17 protein-coding genes are annotated in these 20,245 nt (G+C 57.3%); 12 read left to right on the forward strand and 5 right to left on the reverse strand.

Going from position 1 to position 20,245, the window contains the following annotated elements; translation table 11 throughout:
* The first annotated feature begins 86 nt into the window (after positions 1-86).
* Positions 87-2,066, forward strand: coding sequence for a hybrid sensor histidine kinase/response regulator (locus tag FHK95_RS14190; RefSeq protein ID WP_150305286.1), 1,980 nt, complete (start codon positions 87-89; stop codon positions 2,064-2,066).
* Between the two features lie 211 nt (positions 2,067-2,277).
* On the forward strand, positions 2,278-3,822 hold the full coding sequence (locus FHK95_RS14195; protein WP_150305287.1) for a methyl-accepting chemotaxis protein: 1,545 nt from the start codon (positions 2,278-2,280) through the stop codon (positions 3,820-3,822).
* Positions 3,823-3,903: 81 nt separating this feature from the next.
* Here FHK95_RS14195 and FHK95_RS14200 read toward each other — a convergent pair whose 3' ends face one another.
* On the reverse strand, positions 3,904-4,677 hold the full coding sequence (locus tag FHK95_RS14200) for an outer membrane protein OmpK (protein WP_150305288.1): 774 nt from the start codon (positions 4,675-4,677) through the stop codon (positions 3,904-3,906).
* 192 nt (positions 4,678-4,869) lie between these two features.
* Between FHK95_RS14200 and FHK95_RS20565 the strand changes: the two genes are divergently transcribed.
* From FHK95_RS20565 to rfbC, 5 genes are all read left to right on the forward strand, one after another.
* Positions 4,870-4,956, forward strand: a complete 87-nt coding sequence (locus FHK95_RS20565) for a small membrane protein YohP (RefSeq protein ID WP_449619077.1) — start codon at positions 4,870-4,872, stop codon at positions 4,954-4,956.
* A gap of 323 nt (positions 4,957-5,279) precedes the next feature.
* Positions 5,280-6,326: an NAD-dependent epimerase/dehydratase family protein gene (locus tag FHK95_RS14205; protein ID WP_150305289.1), complete on the forward strand. Its 1,047-nt coding sequence runs from the start codon at positions 5,280-5,282 to the stop codon at positions 6,324-6,326.
* A 55-nt stretch (positions 6,327-6,381) separates the two neighbouring features.
* The gene (rfbF, locus tag FHK95_RS14210; protein WP_150305290.1) at positions 6,382-7,158 is read left to right on the forward strand and encodes a glucose-1-phosphate cytidylyltransferase; all 777 of its coding nucleotides are present in this window, start codon (positions 6,382-6,384) and stop codon (positions 7,156-7,158) included.
* Between the two features lie 36 nt (positions 7,159-7,194).
* The gene (locus FHK95_RS14215) at positions 7,195-8,502 is read left to right on the forward strand and encodes an NAD(P)H-dependent oxidoreductase (protein WP_150305291.1); all 1,308 of its coding nucleotides are present in this window, start codon (positions 7,195-7,197) and stop codon (positions 8,500-8,502) included.
* Between the two features lie 109 nt (positions 8,503-8,611).
* Positions 8,612-9,160: a dTDP-4-dehydrorhamnose 3,5-epimerase gene (rfbC, locus tag FHK95_RS14220; RefSeq protein ID WP_150305292.1), complete on the forward strand. Its 549-nt coding sequence runs from the start codon at positions 8,612-8,614 to the stop codon at positions 9,158-9,160.
* Here rfbC and FHK95_RS14225 read toward each other — a convergent pair.
* The 3 genes from FHK95_RS14225 to FHK95_RS14230 all read right to left on the reverse strand — a co-directional run bounded on the left by FHK95_RS14225 (position 9,128) and on the right by FHK95_RS14230 (position 12,427).
* Positions 9,128-10,186, reverse strand: coding sequence for a glycosyltransferase family 2 protein (locus tag FHK95_RS14225; RefSeq protein ID WP_150305293.1), 1,059 nt, complete (start codon positions 10,184-10,186; stop codon positions 9,128-9,130). The two genes, rfbC and FHK95_RS14225, sit on opposite strands and share 33 nt — an antisense overlap.
* Before the next feature lie 409 nt (positions 10,187-10,595).
* Positions 10,596-10,727, reverse strand: coding sequence for a putative transporter small subunit (locus FHK95_RS20275; RefSeq protein ID WP_235906789.1), 132 nt, complete (start codon positions 10,725-10,727; stop codon positions 10,596-10,598).
* Positions 10,728-10,774: 47 nt separating this feature from the next.
* The gene (locus tag FHK95_RS14230; protein ID WP_178114800.1) at positions 10,775-12,427 is read right to left on the reverse strand and encodes a sodium:solute symporter family protein; all 1,653 of its coding nucleotides are present in this window, start codon (positions 12,425-12,427) and stop codon (positions 10,775-10,777) included.
* Between the two features lie 463 nt (positions 12,428-12,890).
* On the opposite strand from FHK95_RS14230, the gene FHK95_RS14235 reads away from it, so the two are divergent.
* The 3 genes from FHK95_RS14235 to FHK95_RS14245 all read left to right on the forward strand — a co-directional run bounded on the left by FHK95_RS14235 (position 12,891) and on the right by FHK95_RS14245 (position 16,083).
* Complete coding sequence (locus tag FHK95_RS14235) at positions 12,891-13,370, forward strand: hypothetical protein (RefSeq protein ID WP_150305294.1); 480 nt, start codon at positions 12,891-12,893, stop codon at positions 13,368-13,370.
* 373 nt (positions 13,371-13,743) lie between these two features.
* A complete protein-coding gene (locus FHK95_RS14240; RefSeq protein ID WP_150305295.1) occupies positions 13,744-14,922 on the forward strand; it encodes an acyl-CoA dehydrogenase family protein in 1,179 nt (392 codons plus the stop codon).
* A gap of 18 nt (positions 14,923-14,940) precedes the next feature.
* The gene (locus FHK95_RS14245; protein ID WP_150305296.1) at positions 14,941-16,083 is read left to right on the forward strand and encodes an acyl-CoA dehydrogenase family protein; all 1,143 of its coding nucleotides are present in this window, start codon (positions 14,941-14,943) and stop codon (positions 16,081-16,083) included.
* Positions 16,084-16,134: 51 nt separating this feature from the next.
* Here the strand turns inward: FHK95_RS14245 and FHK95_RS14250 are convergent, their stop codons facing one another.
* Complete coding sequence (locus FHK95_RS14250; protein ID WP_150305297.1) at positions 16,135-18,648, reverse strand: bifunctional diguanylate cyclase/phosphodiesterase; 2,514 nt, start codon at positions 18,646-18,648, stop codon at positions 16,135-16,137.
* A gap of 386 nt (positions 18,649-19,034) precedes the next feature.
* On the opposite strand from FHK95_RS14250, the gene FHK95_RS14255 reads away from it, so the two are divergent.
* Positions 19,035-19,397, forward strand: coding sequence for a CidA/LrgA family protein (locus FHK95_RS14255; RefSeq protein WP_150305298.1), 363 nt, complete (start codon positions 19,035-19,037; stop codon positions 19,395-19,397).
* On the forward strand, positions 19,394-20,119 hold the full coding sequence (locus FHK95_RS14260; RefSeq protein ID WP_150305299.1) for an LrgB family protein: 726 nt from the start codon (positions 19,394-19,396) through the stop codon (positions 20,117-20,119). The genes FHK95_RS14255 and FHK95_RS14260 overlap by 4 nt, the downstream gene beginning before the upstream one ends.
* The last annotated feature ends 126 nt before the right edge of the window (positions 20,120-20,245 follow it).

Below are 20,245 nucleotides of genomic sequence, written 5' to 3' on the forward strand. Positions count from 1 at the left end.
GCATTCTTGCGGCTTTGGTTCGGTATACAATCTTTCAATCTGTATCATAAAATGACTAACGGATAGAGTTCGTAAAAGGGAACGCAATGGATAAGGTTGAGCGGCTGGAAGCGTCACTGGGCGATGAACAGCGATACCGTTTGCTTATCGATGCGGTAACGGATTACGCCATTTACATGTTGGACCCAGATGGCATCGTTTCCAGCTGGAACCCTGGAGCTGAGCGCTTCAAGGGTTACACCGCTGACGAAATCATGGGGTGTCATTTCTCACGTTTTTATTCCGAGAGTGATCAGCGCGCTGGACGACCGCAACTCGGTCTCGACACGGCCGCTCGCGAAGGACGCTTCGAAACAGAAGGGTGGCGCATCCGTAAGGACGGCACGCGTTTCTGGGCACACGTCATCATTGATCCAATCAGAGATTCCGCAGGCGGGATATTAGGGTACGCCAAGGTCACGCGTGATCTTACCGAACGAAAGCTGGCCGAAGAGGCGCTGCGCGAAAGTGAGCAGCAGTTCCGACTGCTGATTGAAGGGGTGACCGACTACGCGATTTACCTGCTCAGCGCGGATGGCCTGGTCAGCAACTGGAATGCTGGCGCCGAGCATATCAAGGGCTATAAGCGCGAGGAGATAGTCGGTGAGCATTTCTCTCGTTTCTACACACCCGAGGATCGCGCCGCTGGTATGCCCGCAGCCAGTCTGGAAACTGCCGCGCGTGTTGGCCGCTTTGAGAGTGAAGGCTGGCGAATGCGCAAGGACGGCAGCCGGTTCGTGGCCCATGTGATCATCGATGCGATCTATGATCCTGATGGCACACTGACTGGCTTTGCCAAGGTCACCCGGGATATCACTGAACGCGTTGAGCGGGAAAAGGAACTCGAGCAAGCCCGTGGAGCGCTGTTCCAGGCGCAGAAGATGGAAGCGGTAGGCCAGTTAACCGGGGGTATCGCCCACGATTTTAATAACCTTCTGACCGTGGTGCTGATGAGCCTCGAAATGGCGCGCAAGCGGATTCCAGCTGATACGCGGGTGATGCATTTCATTGATAACGCAATAGAAGGCGCGAAACGCGGCGCGACCCTGACGCAACGTATGCTCGCCTTCGCCCGCAAACAGGAGCTGCACATTGAGGCCGTCTCGGTACCCGAGCTGGTAGGCGGTATGTCTCGTCTGCTGACCAGTTCGATCGGGCCTTCGTTTTCCATAGAGACGCGATTTGCCTCCGCGCTACCCGCAGTCAAAGCGGATGCCCATCATCTCGAAACCAGTCTGCTCAATCTCGTGGTTAACGCGCGCGACGCCATGCCGGACGGTGGGACCATCGCCATTTCTGCCAACGTCGAGTACTACCGCGGTGGCGAGACAGGTGAGCTGGAGCCCGGGGAGTACGTTCGACTTGAAGTGACCGACACCGGCGAGGGCATGGATGAGACAACATTGGCGCGGGTCACCGAGCCGTTTTTTACCACCAAGGGCGTGGGCAAGGGTACCGGTCTGGGGCTGTCCATGGTGCATGGCATGGCTGGCCAACTGGGCGGCAGGCTGGTGGTCGAGAGCGAAAAGGGCAGGGGCACCACGGTCGCGGTGTGGCTGCCAGTTGCCATTGGCGAGCCCGAGCCGACTCAGACTCTGGATCCGGAGACTGTGGCAGAATTCAGTGGGCCGCTGGATATCCTGGCGGTGGATGATGATCCGCTGGTCCTCACCAATACGACAGCGATGCTCGGGGAGCTGGGCCACAACGTGCTCGAGGCCAGTTCCGGTCCCCAGGCGCTGAAGCTCCTGCGCGAGCGCAGCGTGGATCTGATTATTACTGATCATGCAATGCCGGTCATGACCGGTTTGCAGCTGGCCGAGATCGTTCGGGCCGAGCGCCCGGAATTGCCGATAGTGTTAGCTACGGGCTACGCGGAATTGCCGCGTCGCGGGAAGATCCCCAAAGCGATCCCGCGTCTGGCCAAACCCTTTGGCGAGAATGCGCTAGCCGCCGCGATCACCAAGGCTTTGCTTGCGGTGGCCCCCGGTTCTGTTGGAAGCACGGACAGAACCACCTCTATCTAGCTTTTGAATATCCGCTTCATTTTTCCGCCCCATCTCATTTGCCGCTCGCTGCTCTCCCTCTGCCTGCACACCTGATGAAACGTACTACCAAAGACGCATGTCCGGCCGGATGAGCACCCAGCATACTCAGCCTTTAAACTGGGATTGATTGCGATGTGCTATTGGCGCTAAGTTACAGTCTCACCATGATGTGTTGGCCAGGGAGAGCGCCATGCTGAAAGGTTCTAATAATAAGAAGCTTTGTTTGATCGCCCAGTTGGCGATCCTCATTGCCGGCGCGTTCTATCTGGGCCCCGCGACACTCTGGTTCGCCGTTCCACTGTCAGCGCTACCGTGGCTCACACAGCTGCGCGCTGGCGCCAGCATCACTGTGGAAAGTGCCAGCAGCCTTGAAGAACTGGCCAGAAAACTGTCTCAGTCCACCTGCCGTAACGCCATTGCCGCCGCTGAGGTGTCTTACTCGGTTGAGCAGTTGGCTGAGCGCATTTCATCGCAACTTGCTGCAACTACCCAGGCCGCCAGCAACGCGGGAGCCATAGCACAACAGGTTGAACGAACTGCAAGCCATGCTGGTGACGCTGATCATGCCGCTGAAGCTGCGCTGGCCAGCAGTGCCTCGGGCAAGCAGGCGCTGGACGACACTATCGCGTTGATGCAGCAACTGGCGAACAAGGCAGACGACAGCCTGCAAAGGCTCGGGCAGTTGAACGAACGCGCTGCCAAGATTGTTCAAGTCACGCAGGTGATTGAGGGCATTGCCAATCAGACCAACCTGTTGGCGCTCAATGCCGCGATTGAAGCGGCCCGCGCAGGCGAGATGGGACGGGGTTTCGCGGTGGTCGCAGACGAGGTGCGTGCGCTGGCTAGCCGAACCAGCCAGTCCACCTCAGAAGTGTCTACCATCATCGACGAGATGCACCAGCAGGCCGAACGGGTCACCATCAGCATCAATGACCTGGCGAGCCAGATTCAGGCGGGTGTGAAATTGATTGAGCGGGCCGACGATCAGTTGGCGGGAATTAACCAGCAAGGTGATGCGGTCAAGCAGGCCACGGCGTTTATCGCACACAGCAGCGCCGCCAATCGAGACCAGCTGGATAGCCTGTCTACTGCGGTCGAGCAGGTCAGATCTGATCTGGCCGACAGTGATGAGCAGACGCGCCTGCTCGGCAGTGAAGCCAACCATCTGGTGGAGATCGCCGAGCAGGTCAGCGAAATACTGGCCGACGTCGCGCTGGACCCCTACCACCAGCGCTGCTTCGACGCCGCACAGACAGCGGCCAAGGCGATAGAAGAGCGCTTTGAGGCGGATATCCAAAGTGGCGCGATATCCCTGGATCGGTTATTCAATGCCACCCTCAAGCCGATCGTAGGTACACAGCCGCAGCAGTACAACAGCGAGTTCGATGCGTACACCGATCAGGTACTGCCTACCATTCAGGAGTTGCTGCTGCGGGAAAATACGGCACTGGTATATGCCATCGCGACAACCATCGCCGGCTACGTGCCGACCCACAATAGCGCTTTCAGCGCCCGCCCGAATGGCAATCTGCAGCACGATACCCAGTACTGCAGGACCAAGCGCTTATTCAATGATCGCACCGGATCACGTTGTGGCAGCCACGAGAAAGCCTTGTTGCTTCAGACCTATAAGCGCGACACCGGCGAGATAATGCACGACCTGTCGGTGCCCATCCGTATTCGCGGGAGGCATTGGGGCGGGATCAGATTAGGGTATCGACCAGAGGTGGGATGAGCAGGACAGCGATATAGGAGCGAGCGCAACGGATGCAAGCGACCGATGCCCTGGCAGGCACCGGTCCGATAACGCAGGCGATCAGAAGTGCGCTTTCACCAGCAGATTGGTCACATTCTGGTTGGTATCGAAGCTGCTGCTGTTCTCCAGGCCGTATTTATCTTTCCAGTAGCTGTACTCGATACCGGTGTAGAGCTGCTTGGCACTCCACCCCAGGGCCTTGCCCAGGTCGTATTTGATCTGGGGGTTGAAATGGAAGTTGGCGTGATGGCCATCGCCATCGTTATCCACGATCCAGTCAATAAAGCCATCAATCAGGATGTCCGATCCGCCAGCAGGCAGGGTTATGCCCCAGACTGGCGTGATCTGCCAGCTGCCGCGGTTGCCGTCAGGCGTGTCAGCGTGTCGGTAGTAGGTGTTGAGCTGAAAGTAGTCAAAGCCCGGTAGCTCCAGATCCACTGCTGGACCGAGCAGGTAGTTCTTGATATCACCGCGGCCAAACTCATAGGTGCCGGCCAGCAATACGTCCTTTATTGGCCCAAAGCTGATTGGCTGACCACTCAGTTTTCCGAGTGACAGGCGTGGGGCGATTTCGCCGTAATAGGTGCTGTTGTTCCCGAAAGCGTCCTTGCGGCCGTTGTAATGGATGCTGTCGATAAACATGAACAGATCGCCGGCGCTCCAGCCGCTGGCATGCTCAAGCGTAAAGGTCTGCTGGGTTTTTGGATCGATTTCGAAGTCGCTGCCGTAGAGGTACGTCAGGCTGTTGTCTTGCCATTGCAGGGGAGAAGCGGCAGCGAGGCCGCTGACAACAGCGAGACTGCCTACAACAGCGGCCTTGATTCCTTTGCGCATCAAAATTACTCCGGATAAATGGGGTAGAAAAGCCGCGCCATATTAAAGCCTTTACGGCAAAAGGAAACCTGGTGGTAGCTATTGAAGCGCTTCGCGGCGAACCCAAGCCAGGGCAAGGTCGCAGACAGACCGGGCTGAACTACGTAGCCGGTTGTCAGTCGAAAAATGACAGCCTTAAAATCAGGAGTATCTATGCTCAAGTTTCTTGCTAGCACGGCCGGTATCATTTTCTTGATTGGACTCGCAGTGGTAATCGGCTTTTTCATGCTGATTTTCTAAAAGCCTGACCACCTTCCCCGCCGTTCGCGCCACGTCACAATGACCCTGCTGGGCTGGCGCGATCATCTCTGACCGCTGGTCCCTTCTCCTACGATTTCCGCCCCGAGCTGCCGCTCGTCGCCAAGCGCGACGAGCGGCGTTGAGTAAGTTATTAATTTACAAAATGTTTCCGCGCGTTTTGTGAGGGGGTAGCGGATTGATGTCACATTTCTTGTCGTGGAGAAATGAACTTTCAGGTGGCCTACGTATCATAGGACCAGTTAAAACAATCGTTTACTCGCTACAACCCGCAAACAGCCTCACTTGGCGCAGGGAAGGCCCTTATGAAAATTCTCGTACTTGGTAACCTCGGATATGTCGGTCCTCTGGTCGTTAAAGAGCTGGCACTGCGCCATCCTGACGCTGTAATCCACGGCTTTGATAACGCTTATTTCAGTCATTGCCTGACTGGCGCCACAGCTGCACCAGAACGCTATCTTGAGCGTCAGTTTTACGGCGATGTGCGGACGATCTCGGCGTCCATGCTGGAAGGCTATACCGCAGTAGTAGAGCTCGCCGCCGTGTCGAATGACCCAATGGGCAACCGTTTCGCTGATGTGACAGAAGCGATCAACCAGAAAGCCACCGTGTCCATTGCAAAGCTGGCGGCCAAGGCCGGTGTTAGCAACTTTGTGTTCGCTTCCAGTTGCAGTGTGTATGGCGTCGCCCACGGTGCGCCAAGGTGCGAGACCGACCCGGTCGCACCCATGACCGCTTATGCCAAATCGAAAATCGGCGCTGAGGAAGAACTGGCCGGCATTGAGGGTGACATGGTCATCACGTGCCTGCGGTTCGCCACCGCGTGCGGTATGTCCGATCGACTTCGCCTGGATCTTGTGCTGAACGATTTTGTTGCCTGCGCGCTCAGTGAAGGCCGTATCACCGTGCTGAGCGACGGTTCCCCATGGCGTCCGCTGATCGATGTGGCGGATATGGCCCGCGCGATTGACTGGGCAACTCAGCGCCCGGCAAGCAACGGAGGGCGATTCCTGCGCGTCAACGCGGGGTCTGATGAGCGTAACCACCAGGTCCGCGATCTGGCAGCGGCAGTCGCTGAAGCAGTCCCTGGCACCTCGGTAAGCATCAACACCGACGCGCCGGTAGACAGCCGGTCCTACAAGGTGGACTTCAGTCTGTTCGCCAAGCTCGCCCCCAACCATCAGCCACTAATGACGCTCTCCGATTCGATCGGCCAACTGATTGAAGGGCTGCAGCGCATGAAATTCAACGACCCTGATTTTCGGGCTTCGCCGCTGATGCGGCTGCATGTTCTTCAGGGTCACATCGCACAGGGTCGTTTGTCAGAGGATCTGACATGGTTACCCGCGTGAAACTCAACGTGAGCCCGTCGCGCGGGCTAGTTACCTGCCTATGGAGAGGTGAAAAATGAAGGTAGTTATATTTGCCGGCGGTTTTGGTACCCGTCTTAGTGAAGAGACGTCAGTCCGTCCGAAGCCAATGGTTGAGGTGGGCGGCAAGCCTATCATCTGGCACATCATGAAAATGTACGCCCACCACGGCTTCAATGAATTCATCGTGTTGGGTGGCTACAAAGTCGATTACATCCGTAATTACTTTCTGAATTACCGTGGCACGCGTTCCGATTACACCATCGATCTGGCGACCGGAGCTGTCGAATGGCATGACGAGTCGCCCGAAAACTGGAAGATCACCGTACTCGATACCGGCGGCGATACCATGACCGGTGGCCGTCTCAAGCGCGCGCAGAAGTACCTCATGGATGGCCCTTTCTGTCTGACGTATGGCGACGGCGTCAGCGACGTGAATATCACGGCGCTGGTCGAGTCGCACAAGGCCTCGGGTTGCTGGTGCACGCTGACGGCGGTCACTCAGCCAGGGCGTTATGGTGCCCTGCGTCTGTCTGACAATCTCAGTCATGTCGACGCCTTCCGTGAAAAAGGCGCCGCCGATGGTGGCCTGATCAACGGCGGATTCTTCGTCTGCGAGCCAGAAGTATTCGATCTGATCGATGATGATCAGACTGTCTGGGAAAACGAGCCCATGGATCGTCTGGTCGAGCGCCGCATGCTGGGTAGCTTTGCACACAAGGGCTACTGGCAGAGCATGGACTCGCTGCGCGACAAGGTCGTGCTGGAAGAAGCCTGGGCGCGTGGTGCGCCATGGAAGCTCTGGAAAGACTGAACGCGAAGTCCAACTTACGCCTGTCGGAGATGTGTGATGATTATTGTTGATACGGCGCTGGCCCGGCGCCAGGCCGAGGGACGGCCGATCCGCGTGGGCATGATCGGCGCAGGATTTCAGGCGAGCGGCATCGCTCTGCAGATCATGACTGCAACCCAGGGCATGACCTTATGTGCGGTAGCCAACCGCAATATTGCCGCAGCAGTGGCGCTATTCGATCAGGTCGGTGTTCAGCCTAGCCGGTGCGACTCGCAGGCCGCACTGGAGGACGCGATCAAGGCAGGTCGCCCTGCGGTCACCGAGGATGCCGAGGCACTCGCCCGTGCCGAAGGGCTGGACGCAATCATTGAAGTGACGGGCTCGATTGAATTTGCCGCCCGGGCCGTGTTGGCTGCGCTGGAAGCCGGCAAGCACGTGATACAGATGAATGCGGAGCTTGACGGCACTATCGGTCCGATCTTGAAAGCCAAGGCTGACGCGGCAGGGGTGGTCTACACCTTTTCCGATGGCGATCAGCCTGGGGTGCAGATGAACCTGTACCGCTTCGTCGCGGGTCTGGGCGTAAAGCCGGTTCTGTGCGGCAACATCAAAGGGCTGCACGACCCCTACCGCAATCCCACCACCCAGGAAAGTTTCGCCAAACGCTGGGGACAAAAGCCGGCAATGGTTGCTTCCTTCGCTGACGGCACGAAGATCTCCTTCGAGCAGGCCATTGTCGCCAACGGCACCGGCATGCGTGTCGCGCGTCGCGGCATGCTTGGGCCGGACTTTTCCGGCGGCGACCCGGGTGCCCCGCTGGTTCCGATCGAGGACACAGTGTCTGCCTTCGAGCCGCATCTGGATGCAGCTGGCCCTGGTCTGGTCGATTACGTGGTTGGGGCACGTCCTGGTCCAGGGGTGTTTGTCCTCGGTACGCTGGATAATCCTCGGCAGCGGCATTATCTGGAGCTGTACAAGCTGGGCAAGGGTCCCTTCTACTGTTTTTATACGCCTTATCATCTCTGCCATTTCGAGGTTCCCAACTCGGTAGCCCGCGCGGTGTTGTTCGATGATCCTGTGCTGACGCCAAAGGCGGGCCCAGTGGTCGGCGTGATTGCCGTGGCGAAGAAGGATCTGCAGGAGGGCGAAGTCATCGGTGATTTCGGCGGATACGAAGTCTATGGCGTTGCCGACAATATTGAACCGATTCGTAGCGATCGTCTGCTGCCGGTGGGCTTGGCACTAGGTTGTACGCTTAAGCGGGCGGTGAAGAAGGACACGCCGTTGACCTTTGATGACGTCGACGTGCCTGCTGGGCGCCTCGTGGACCGCCTGTACGCAGAGCAGGAACAGATGTTCGCCTGATTGCGACGTCGGCGCAGGGTCAGCCTTCAGGCACCGTCGCCGACGCATTGCGGCTGGACCCTCAGGATGGTCTCGCGATCAGACGACAATTCCCCTCAAGGAGCAGCAAATGATCTTTCATGAAACGACGTTAAAGGATGCCTGGCTGATCGAACTGGAACCGCGCGGTGACGAGCGCGGTTTTTTTGCGCGTACGATGTGCCGTGAAGAGTTCGCCAAGCATGGCCTGATCGCCGAGTATGTGCAGCAGAACACCTCAGTTTCCGCCCACCGCGGGACGTTGCGGGGTATGCACTATCAGATTGAGCCCTACGCCGAAGCCAAATTGGTGCGCTGCCTGCGTGGTGCCATTGTTGACGTGATCGTTGACCTGCGGGAAGACTCGCCAAGTTATCTGAAGCATCAGATATTCGAACTCAACGATCAGAATCGCCACCAGTTATATGTGCCGCCAGGCTTTGCCCATTCGTTCCAGACATTGGCGGATGATGTCGAGGTGAGCTATCTGGTTTCAGCGCCTTACACGCCGCAGGCTGAGCGCGGACTGCGTTATAACGACGAACGACTCGGCATCACCTGGCCCGAAACGGTAACCACCATCTCGGACAAGGATGCAGCCTGGCCGTTAATCGAAGGCCGCTCTGAGAAACTGTTCTGAGATTCTGTCTTCAGTGACCGGCTCGGCTCGGGGAACGTTGACAGCAGGGGTAGCCGAAGGCAGAGGTTGCGGAGTATCAACCAGGAAGCTGCGTACGGTTATCCCAAGGTTGGCGATGGGCTCGTCTACTCCCTCTATCGTGGGAGAGAACTGACTGCTTTCGAGCAGCCCCTGGAACACGATCCTGGCCTTGATAAATTCTTTCATGCCGAGCAATTGCGCAATAAGTTTGATCTGATGAAAGACTGTCATGATCAAGCGGCGCGGACGATAATACTTTCTCGCTACATACACTTCGTTACGCACGTAATGTCGATGATATTTAAGGCGGTTTGGGTTTTGTTCGGCAAGTATGCTGATTGCGCCGTTTTCCTGCCTCAAGTGAAGCACTTTACTGTTGCCGACAATAAAGCCGGGAGCTTTTTTGGTAATGCGCAAAGTGTATTCGGTATCTTCACCCCAGATAAACATCGGTGCCAATGGCAATCCATAGTCGGCCAAGGTGCTCCGCGGCACCAGAATAGAGACAAAGGTGGCTCGACGCACTGGCGCGATGCCGTGTTCAAGGGTAAGCGGCCAATTTTCATAATCGATACGGTTGCGGCGCTGATCCATTGAGGGTGCGTTGGTGATCAGCCCACCTTCGGTATATGCAGTGGAGAGCAGAAAAGCGCGCTCCAGCGCGTTTTCCTCCAGCAATTGGTCGGCTTCCTGCAGGCGTTCAAGGGCGTCGGGGCTCGGGATTACGTCGTCATCCATCATCCAGACGTAGTCTGCGCCTTTCTGATAGGCGAGCCGGAAGCCGGCGTTAAAGCCGCCTGAGGCGCCAATATTGTTCGATAAAACATGTACTTCGAGATCGGGAAAGTCGAGTTCTCTGAGCATCTGTTCGGTGCCGTCGGTGCTGGCGTTATCAATCACGATTACGCCGTCGCATGCCCGAGTCTGGCTATATACCGCCTGTAGGCACCTATTAAGCAAATCCTTTCGATTATAGGTGAGTACCACCGCAAAAATTTGTTTCATACCATCTTCCTAGTATGTTTGATGTTCTTTCTGCGCTGTCGGCAGTATGGATGACAAGCTGCGTGCGCACACGAAATTTCACAAAATTGATATAACTACCTGCCCTACATCAAGACCTGATATTCAGGGCCTCGTTCAAAAGTAATTGATTTATTTGGGGAATTTTAATGCCGTAACTTCGCTTATACGTCTTTTGAATGGCAGTCGAGGAATATATGAAAAATTAAACTAAATGCCGCAGTTTTATCTAGACGCGTATCACATCCTGCGCACAGAGAAAATCTGTGAGCAAAAGGGGCCGCTGATGCACAGCGGAAGGAGGCAGGAGGCGGAAGGTCAAGGGATGGGAGAGAACGGAATTGCGACGAAGCGATGCGAGCCAGTGCCTGGCTCGCGTGCAGTCGGTAGATCAGACGAGGCCGCGATGCTCCTGCCTGGCCTTGCGGATATCCTTCAGTGTGGCAATCAGAATGACTGCCAATACGGCCAACGACACCAGTGGCCAGATCAGGATGTACGAACCTAAAAGTAGCGATTGCATAGCATTTCTCCCTATCGCCGCCCGCAGCGGGCGGCGTTTTCAGATGGTTATGAACTGGCAGCTTCGACGCGGCGATCGTAATCACCCACATCGCGGCCAATTTTATCGAAGTCGAACTTGTGCGAGCTCAGCAGGCTGATCGCAATGCACACGACGGTACTGGCGCCATAGGCGGTCAGCGAGGCCAGTAGCACGGTGTAGTCGCGCAGGAAGCCCAGGGTGAAGTACGCCAGAACCAGTGCGCCGAGAATGCCGACAATGATGCCGGCGCGGCGGCCGAAGAAGCCGAAGCTCATCAAACCGATGACCACGCCGCCACCAGCGGAGCCGAGCAATTCGAAGAATATGCCAATCACGCCGGTCATTGGCAGCAGCTCGAAACGGGCCAAGCAGAACATTACCAGCCCTGCCACGACCGCCCAGGTGAAGGCTGCGTTGGTAACCCGATCCCAGAAGCAGCTGGCGATAACAGGGAATACGATCGCCCCCCAGAGCGCTCCGACGAAAACCAGCATGATCAGGATATCCAGCGAGAAACTGGCGAAAATCACGCCCAGAAGCGTCGCCACGATCATGGTCACTCGGCCGATCAACAGCATCTTGGTCGGATCTGGATTATTCTTCGCGATGTTTTTGCCATACACGTCAGCCATCACAATGGCAGAAAGTGCAGAGAGGTCGGAGTCGGCAGTCGAAGACAACGAGCCGATTACCAGGATGAAGAACAGGCCGATGAATATTGGCGGCAGATACATCGACACCATCTGCGGAATCAGGTTGTTCATGTTGCCATCGATGGGCTCGACACCCGTGATCAACGCCATCAGACCGATCATGCCCAGGCCGATCACAATCGCCCCGTAGCCGATGGTGGCCGTGATAAAGGTGGGCTTGATGTGATCCACGTCTACCGCAAACAGACGTTGGGAAATGGTCTGATTACCGATTGCATAAGCCAGTACTGCGACAAAGAAGGGTGCGCCCTGATTCAGGATGGCATCCATGGAGAAGATGTCCGCCTGTTCAGCCGTGAGCACGTCCATGTTGTCGATCAGGGCACCTGGGCCACCCAGCGCAAACAATACTGCGGGGATAATCACGATAGCGATGGCCATCATTGCCATGAGCTGCGCGAAGTCAGTCAATACCGAGGCGCGGAAGCCAGACCAGATCGTGTATGACAGCACCCCGACACCAGCGATGATCACGCCCGCCTGGAAGGATAGCGGCGAAAGTACTGATACCAGCGCGCCGGATGCAGTGAAATTGACCATCAGACTGATAATGCTACCGAGCACGTTTGAGGAGGCGAGAATCAGTTGGCTCGAAGCACCATGTCGGGCATGAATCAATTCACCGAGGGTGTGCGCGTTCGGGGCTAATTTGCGGAATCGGCGACCGAAGGGGTAGATGAACAGGATCATCAGGGCGCCCCACAAACCATAGTGCAGCGGCCCGGACACGCCGTAGGTATAACCGGAGGTGGCGGCTGCGTAGAACGAGGCAGCCCAGATCCACGTGGCGGTCATGCTGGCAGCGCCGAGACCGAAGCCGATGCGATGGTTGGAAACCATGAAAGCGTCGGTGTTTTCCTTCTTGTCCTTGATCAGGAGCGTCAGCAGGTAGGTCCCGCCGTAGAACCCGATCAGCAGTAGCATTACAGTTAGCGTCGAAAACTGAAATAGATTGGAATCGTTCAAATCATCGTCCCTTTGTTGATTGGCGGGGCTGGAAATCCATGAACATCAAACGAGGACCCAACAGCGGTTAAATAACGAAAACAAGCAAGCACGGCGCGGTAGAGCTCTCGCCCAGGCACAAACAGAAGGGGTATAACCCGATAGATTTCGGCGCAGATGGCCGAGAAAAAAGCGTTGCTGGCCCGGGGTTGCTACGTCCGGCGGAGGACTACCCTAGCAGCTCGACCAGGACCAGTCCACCTGACAGGCTGCCGTATAGCCTTTTGACAGCATTACCACAGACGGCTGTCAAGGGTAAACTGTCGCATTCCGCACTGATCAATCCGCACTGTATAGGGCGGTGAGCGAGCGTTTCTTACAGGGAATGAGGTGTAACGCACCGACACTTCGATGAGCGCGGTAGATGATATTCAGCGCGTCAGAAGCGTCCAATCAACCTGAAAAGTGAGAGCTGAACACGTTCATGACTAGTTATCGCCTGTTGGCGTACGGCGTCGTACTCGGCCTGTCCATTTCTGGCTGCGGTAGAAACGAGGCCGATAAAAGCGCACTTGAATATGAAACAGAACAAGCTGAGCTGAGCGTGCTTGCGCCAGTAAACCCTCCTGAGTTCCACTCGCTTGCAGCGACGGCAAATATCGACGACAACTTTGCCTCTACTATTGAATGCGCCAACCCCGCACTGGGTGGCCCATCATGCGCACCTGTCAGTCAAGCTCCGACCAACGTTGCAGAACCCATTACTACCGTTGAGACCCGATTGGTTGAGCCCGGTTCAACCGACCTCGAGCAGAACATTCTCACCGAGCCGGTCAACCCGGACGACGAGGCAATCGTTCGTGACGCTCTGTTTACACTCGGCGAGGAACGCTGCGAATCGGATAGCGAGTCTGAAGTGGAGTGTCCACCCGAGTCTCAGCCAAGCGGTCAGGTTCAATTCTGATCGTTCCAGTCGTTTTGCGGACTCAAAGAATCAAATTCTCACAGCGTAGTTCGGAGTCTCATCGAACGAGCAAAGTTCCTGAGCAGAGCATCGTTTTTAGGTGATTCTGCTCAGCGGTATCACAGGGGTTCAGCCAATGGCTTGATCTACCTCGGATCGGCTCGAAGTTGATCCCGGGTTTTCTTGCTGCGTCACTGACCTTCCCCTCTCGGTTCTCCAGCACCATCCTTTCCTAGCCGTTTGCGCTCCGGCACAACTCTCGATTTCTCTTGCTAATGAACCATCATTCCGTTTGCTTACAGCGCACCGCCGGGACTCCAGGCGGAGTATCTTGGTCTGATCCTATGTGCAGCATCATTGAGGAGCGTTAACGGTGACAGATCTCGACGCATTTCGGCTGGAAACCCGCGCGTGGCTGGAAGCAAACTGCCCTCCTGGCATGCGTGCGCCCGTCAGGGGTGAGCAGGACCAGTGCTGGGGCGGGCGCAATTTCCAGTTTTCAAGCGATGACCAGCGAATCTGGCTGGAACGCATGGCGGCGCGCGGCTGGACCGCACCGGATTGGCCGTGCGAATACGGTGGAGGCGGGCTGAGTCAGGCCGAACACAAGGTATTGCGCGAGGAGATGTCACGCATTCAGGCGCGGCCGCCATTATCCAGTTTCGGAGTCTGGATGATTGGTCCAGCAATCCTCAAGTTCGGCTCGGAGCCGTTGAAAAGACAGCATCTGCCGCCGATTGTCCGCGGCGAGATTCGCTGGTGTCAGGGCTATAGTGAGCCGGGCGCAGGCTCTGATCTGGCAGGCTTGCAGACGCGGGCAGAAGATCGTGGCGATCATTTCATCGTTAATGGCCAGAAGGTCTGGACGTCCTATGCAGACCAAGCCGACTGGATGTTCTGTCTGGTGCGGACCGACCCCGACGCGCGCAAACAGTTGGGTATCTCCCTGGTTCTGTTCGACATGACGACGCCAGGGGTAAGCACGCGTCCCATCAAGCTGATTTCCGGTAATTCGCCGTTTTGTGAAACCTTCCTGGACGACGTGTGCGTCGAGAAGGATCAGGTGGTAGGTGAAATCAATCAGGGTTGGACCATTGCCAAGTATCTGCTGACCCATGAGCGGGAAATGATCGGTGGTATGGGGCGGACCGGAGCAGGGCAGCGGACATTGCCGGAGTTCGCGGTAGAGGCCATTGGGCTTGATAACGGCCGTCTCGCCGATGGCATGCTGCGCGCTGAAGTCGCGCGCTGGGCGCTGGACGCGAAAGCGTTCGAGCTGACTGCGGAGCGGGTGCGCGATGAAGCCAAGACCGGGCAAGGTGTTGGCCACGCCTCGGCAATGGTCAAGTACTACGGCACCGAGCTGAACAAACGTCGGCAGGAGCTCATGCTCGCGTTACGCGGCAGTGATGCACTGGTGTGGGAGGGAGCAGCCTCCCATGAGGGGGCTTTGCCACGAATGTGGTTGCGTTCCAAGGCCAACTCCATTGAAGGCGGCACCAGCGAGATTCAGCTCAATGTGATCGCCCGCAATATTCTGGCATTACAGTAAACGACTCGAGGATGGATCATGCCTGCATTGGTATTGAATGAAGAACAACAGATGCTCAAGGATGCCGCCCAGCGTTTTTTTCGGGAGAACGCTCCGGTTGCTCAGCTGCGTGCGTTACGGGATAACCGCGACGAAACGGGGTTTTCGGCTGAGCTCTGGCGCAACATGGCTGAGATGGGCTTCGCCGGGACACTGATTCCCGAAGCGTTTGGCGGCTCCGGATTCGGGCATGTCGGGATGGGGCAGCTGTCCGAAGAGGCCGGACGCAATCTGAGTGCCTCACCCCTGTTCTCCAGCTCTATCTTGAGCGCAGTCACGCTGTTGCTGGCTGGCTCGGGAGAGCAAAAACAGGCAACCCTTCCGGCGATTGCCAGCGGCAAGCTGGTGGTCGCACTGGCGATCGATGAAAAACCTCGCCACCACCCCTGGTCAATCAACACCACCGCGCAGAATCTGGATGCAGGATTCGTTATCAACGGTCATAAATCCTTTGTGGTCGACGGTCATGTCGCCGATCGACTGATCGTGGCGGCGCGAACTAATATCGGCAGCCAGGATAGCGACGGCATCAGCCTGTTCCTGATCGACCCCGCGACCCAAGGTGTCAAGGTAGAGCGGACGATCATGGCTGACAGCCGTAACGCGGCTACGGTCAGGCTGGACCATGTCCGGGTGGGCGAAGAGGCATTGCTGGGCCAACTGAACGAAGCCCATGCGGTTCTCGAGTCTGTGCTGGATATGGGCAACGCGCAGCTTGCCGCGGAGTTACTGGGATTGTCGCTGGAGGCCTTTGAGCGAACGGTTCGTTTTCTGCAGGAGCGCAAGCAGTTCGGTGTGGTGATCGGTTCGTTTCAAGGTTTGCAGCACCGTGCGGCGCATATGTTCAGCGAGCTTGAACTGCTCAAATCGGTGGTGTTGAAAGCGCTTGTCGCGCTGGACGAGGAGGCCGTTGATGCGTCGGCTCTGGTGAGTCTGGCCAAGGCCAAGGCGTGTGAAGTGGCCGAACTGGTGACCAACGAGATGATTCAGATGCACGGCGGCATCGGCATGACCGACGAGTTCGACGCCGGGCTGTTCATCAAGCGAGCCCGCGTCGTGCAGCAGCTTCTGGGCGATTACCGTTATCATGCTGACCGCTTCGCGCGGTTGCACGGATTCTGACTGCTGGAGCCTGTTCGAGCCGTTTCTGGCTCGAGCTGGCTCCTTGTCTCGTCAAGCCTGTGGCGCAAGCGCCTCTATCAGCAGCTCGGACACATTCTCGGGCATCAGTGACGGGGTCAGTTGGTCGCCCTGTGCATACCTGCACCCGTTGCGTTCCACTAGCGCCAGCTGTTCTGGCGAATCAATACCCTGTGCCAGGGTCTGAAGCTGGAGCCGGTGGGCGACGTCTATCAGGCTGCCAAGAATGATTTCGTGACCCTGGCCCGTTGTCGCCCCGCTGGTCAAGGATTCAGCGATTTTTACCATGCCGGGTTGCAGGTTCTGAGTCTGCTGCAGCGACGCGTAGCAATCGCCGAAACCCTCGATAATGATCGGTACTCCGAGTTTACGTAGTTGCTCGAACTTCAGCGCGGTGGCGCTGAGGTCCTCCAGCGCGAGTGATTCGGAGATCTCCAACTGAAGGTGTCGCGGCTCGACACTCCACGTCTCCAGGCTCCTGCAGATGCGGGCAGGCATATTGTCGAGCCGGAACTTCTCGGCGCAGAGGCTGACGGTTACAGGAACCGGCGTGAGGCCTTCATCCTTCCATCGTTTGAGCTGGGCTAGAGCCTGTTGCAGGACCCAGTCGTTCAGCGCAAGCGCCTGGCCACTCGCTTCGGCGATAGGCAGAAATTCCGCAGCACTGATCTCACCCAGTTCTGAATTGAGCCAGCGCAGGCTGGACTGCAACCCGACCAGGCGCCGCGGGCTGAGCTCCCACTGGGGCTGATAGCGCAGTGATAACTCAAGATGTTCCTCTGCCTGACGCAGCAGGTTTTCCAGCTGAAGAATGCGCGCCATGCGGGTCTGCACATCCGCGCTGAGGAAGCGATAAGTGTTGCCTCCGCCCTGCTTCGCCAGGCGCAGGGCTGCTGCGGCCCGACGTTTCAGCTCGTCCAGCCCGGTGCCGTCGTCCGGATAGACAGCAATGCCGATCGAAGCGGTGAGAGAACTGATATGCCCGTCAAAGGTGACGGGGCGAGCGATGGCGCGGCGCAGACGATCGGCAACATGGGTCGCGGCAAGGCTGTCGAGACCGGGTAGGGTGAGAATGAACTGATCCCCGTGCTGCCGGGAAAGCACATCCTCCTCCCGAAGGATGCCACGCAGTCTGTCCGCCATGGCCTTGAGCAATTGGTCGCCAGCCTGGTGACCGAGGGTCAGGTTGATCTGTTTGAAATCGTCCAGGTTGATCTGCATCAGCGCGAGATTGCCCCTGTGTCGCGTGGTCAGCCGGAGCGTCATCTCTGTTCGTTGGAGAAACAGCTTGCTGTTGGGCAGATTGGTAATACCGTCAAGCTGTGAGAGCCGCAGGATTTCCGACTCCTGTTCCTTGGTCTTGGTCACATCGCGGGCGACCACCAGATAATGGTTGCCGTCATTGCCTCGTTTAGGCGCCGCTGAGATCTGAAACCAGACAATTTTTTCGTCAATGTATGAGCGGAAGGGTTCGCTCTGGGCGTGGCCGTTCAGTTGGGCCTCAACAATCGTACGCTCACACACCGGAATGGCCTCAGGGGGCAGCAATTGCAGTATCTCGCGTCCGACCATCTTCCGGTTGCTGAAATCAAGTTCTGTGCTGCGCGGCGCATGAAATTCCATGACCGTTCCAGCCGTGTTCACTTCGATCAGGATATCCGGAAAGGCATCGAAGATGGCTTGAAGGCGTTGCTGGGATGCCTGCAGCTCAGAAAAAGGGCGTTCGATTGTTTCGATGAATACGGCGCGGAACAGGAATAGATACGACGCTACCTTGAACAGATGACCGAGCAATACCACTGCATCGTTGGTGGCATCATACAGCGTGAGACATAGCTCGCTGAGGGCCATGGCGCATACCGCACCGAACAGGGCCGCGGCATTGAACGGCAGCGGGTTGCGCATGGCACGCCAGAGGGCCAGGGCAGCGATCACGTTCAGCCCGATCAATAAGTACTCGAAACCGATCTTGAAAGGCGTGAGCCCGGAATGCGGAAAGAAGGTGGCGGGAATGGCGTTCGGGAAATAGTAAAGCAGGGCATGCAGCGCCGCAGTGAAACCCAGTACGCCAAACAGGATCTTGCCCCGGTGTACGGACACATCACCCCGGTCCCAGGGCATCAGTGCTGCCCACAACATCGCCAGCGCCGCCAATAGCCGGGCGCTCAGCCAGAAATCGATACTGTTGTCGATCGTTGCTGGAACAAAGAAGCTTGGCGTGCCGGACAAGGTAAGGCTGTGGGAAAGATCGAGTATCGCCACGCCTAGAAACAGGCAGGCCACCACCAGAAGATTGCCAGAGGCCTGGCGACGGTGGGTGGCCCAGCCGACCGTGAAGACCAGGCTGGCGACAATGATAGCAAATGCCTCCAGCACCGAATGCAGAGACAGATTGACGTCAGGCGCAATGCCCGGCAGGGGCAGCAGCGAAATCAGTAACAGCAGCAGGCCCATGGTAATGCCAAGCCCGACCGACGCCCGCAGGGTCGGGTGATGGCTGCTATGACGGCTCCGAATCAGCGTATCGACGGTGAGGTCACTAAGCATGTAGTTCAAGATTCCTTACTGTGCGGGTAGCGCGCGGCCCCCGCTTGAACACAGGGATACTCTTATCGCTTGAACACGCATATCCCTGACATCGCATATGGCTCTTCCGTAAATGATGCCGTCGACATCCCTGATCCCCGGCCTCTTGGGAGTCGCCCGAGCGAGCGATAATCCGCACAGCCTACCGGGCATTTGTGTGTTTCGCTATCCCAAAAAAAGACTGCCGTTTCCCCGGCGCGAGGGCCAAATCTATGGCGTTGCACAAATGGGTAATTGGCTGCCACGCCGGGTGAAAATGTTGGCGATCTTTGCGGCTAAATCGAGGCGGAGCTGGGCTTTCCTTGCGACAGTGATTACCCTTCGTATATTTGCGGTGGAAACTCCTTATGCTGCTTCGCGGACTGACCTGGTTAATCGTCTTTCAACTGCTGGGCACCGGCCTCAATGTTCTGGTGTTGCCCTTTGTGCCGGGACCTATCATTGGCATGTTGCTGCTGCTGATGTGTCTGATTGTCCGCGGAGGCGTCAGCGACTCTCTGGATAAGGCCGCTAGCGGCCTGTTGAGGTATCTCCCGCTGCTGTTGGTGCCTCCGGCAGCCGGCGTGATGCTATACGGTGAGGAGCTCGCAGCAGGCTGGGCGGCGATTCTGGTGACCATGCTCCTGTCGTTTGTGCTGACGCTGCCATTCTGTGGCTGGTTGATGCAGCGGCTGATTCGCAGTCAGCAGCGCGCGGGAGACGACCAATGAGCGGCTCGACTCAGGCGGCGTTGCAGGCTGTGATCGAACATCCGCTGTTCCTCATAGGCGTCACCCTGGCGGCGTATCAGACCGGTCTCGCGTTGTATGAGCGCTCCCGTCTGGCAATTTTTCACCCGATCATCGTCTCAGTGCCCATCATCCTCGTGGTGCTGTGGGCACTGGGCTTCGACTACCCGACTTATTACGAAGCAGTGTTGCCCCTGACGATTCTGCTCGGGCCAACCACGGTTGCGCTAGCCGTGCCGTTGTATCTCAATCTCAGACGAATTCGTCAGTTTCTGAAACCGGTGGTTGTCACCCTGGTTTTGGGCGGGTTGTTTGCCACCCTGAGTACATTCCTTATCGGCTGGCTGATGGGTGCAGAGCCGATGATTCTAATGACCATGGCACCGAAATCCCTGACCACACCCATTGCCATGTTGGTCGCCGAAGAGATTGGCGGCGTGGTGGCACTGGCAGCAGTGTTCGTGATGATCACTGCCGTGTTGGGTGCGCTACTCGGCCCCTGGCTGCTGCGCCTGTTTCACATCACGCATCCGGCTGCCTGGGGTATCGCCATGGGGATTGTCGCCCATGCGGTGGGCACCTCGCGGGCGATGGAGGAAGGGGAAGAGGCCGGTGCCTTTGCGGCGCTGGGCATGAGCATGATGGGACTGGGTTCGGCGGTGCTGCTGCCGCTGGGCGTAACGCTATGGACGCTGTGGTTCTGATCCTGATCCATAAAGAATGGAACGCCTGCGGCGCGATGATGGTCACAGCTTCGAGCTGATTGGCGTCGCGCTCATGCGTTACGGCTAATCGGCGGACGCTCAGCTTCGCCCGTTTCCGTCAGGAGT

It is taken from the genome of Pseudomonas saliphila, from assembly GCF_008638345.1.
GTDB classification, from domain to species: Bacteria; Pseudomonadota; Gammaproteobacteria; order Pseudomonadales; family Pseudomonadaceae; genus Halopseudomonas; species Halopseudomonas saliphila.

Bases quoted from the DNA above. Each gene is read 5' to 3' on its own strand.
- FHK95_RS14190 (WP_150305286.1), top strand. From the start codon at position 87: ATGGATAAGGTTGAGCGGCTGGAAGCGTCACTGGGCGATGAACAGCGA.
- FHK95_RS14195 (WP_150305287.1), top strand. From the start codon at position 2,278: ATGCTGAAAGGTTCTAATAATAAGAAGCTTTGTTTGATCGCCCAGTTG.
- FHK95_RS14200 (WP_150305288.1), bottom strand. From the start codon at position 4,677: ATGCGCAAAGGAATCAAGGCCGCTGTTGTAGGCAGTCTCGCTGTTGTC.
- FHK95_RS20565 (WP_449619077.1), top strand. From the start codon at position 4,870: ATGCTCAAGTTTCTTGCTAGCACGGCCGGTATCATTTTCTTGATTGGA.
- FHK95_RS14205 (WP_150305289.1), top strand. From the start codon at position 5,280: ATGAAAATTCTCGTACTTGGTAACCTCGGATATGTCGGTCCTCTGGTC.
- rfbF (WP_150305290.1), top strand. From the start codon at position 6,382: ATGAAGGTAGTTATATTTGCCGGCGGTTTTGGTACCCGTCTTAGTGAA.
- FHK95_RS14215 (WP_150305291.1), top strand. From the start codon at position 7,195: ATGATTATTGTTGATACGGCGCTGGCCCGGCGCCAGGCCGAGGGACGG.
- rfbC (WP_150305292.1), top strand. From the start codon at position 8,612: ATGATCTTTCATGAAACGACGTTAAAGGATGCCTGGCTGATCGAACTG.
- FHK95_RS14225 (WP_150305293.1), bottom strand. From the start codon at position 10,186: ATGAAACAAATTTTTGCGGTGGTACTCACCTATAATCGAAAGGATTTG.
- FHK95_RS20275 (WP_235906789.1), bottom strand. From the start codon at position 10,727: ATGCAATCGCTACTTTTAGGTTCGTACATCCTGATCTGGCCACTGGTG.
- FHK95_RS14235 (WP_150305294.1), top strand. From the start codon at position 12,891: ATGACTAGTTATCGCCTGTTGGCGTACGGCGTCGTACTCGGCCTGTCC.
- FHK95_RS14245 (WP_150305296.1), top strand. From the start codon at position 14,941: ATGCCTGCATTGGTATTGAATGAAGAACAACAGATGCTCAAGGATGCC.
- FHK95_RS14250 (WP_150305297.1), bottom strand. From the start codon at position 18,648: ATGCTTAGTGACCTCACCGTCGATACGCTGATTCGGAGCCGTCATAGC.
- FHK95_RS14255 (WP_150305298.1), top strand. From the start codon at position 19,035: ATGCTGCTTCGCGGACTGACCTGGTTAATCGTCTTTCAACTGCTGGGC.
- FHK95_RS14260 (WP_150305299.1), top strand. From the start codon at position 19,394: ATGAGCGGCTCGACTCAGGCGGCGTTGCAGGCTGTGATCGAACATCCG.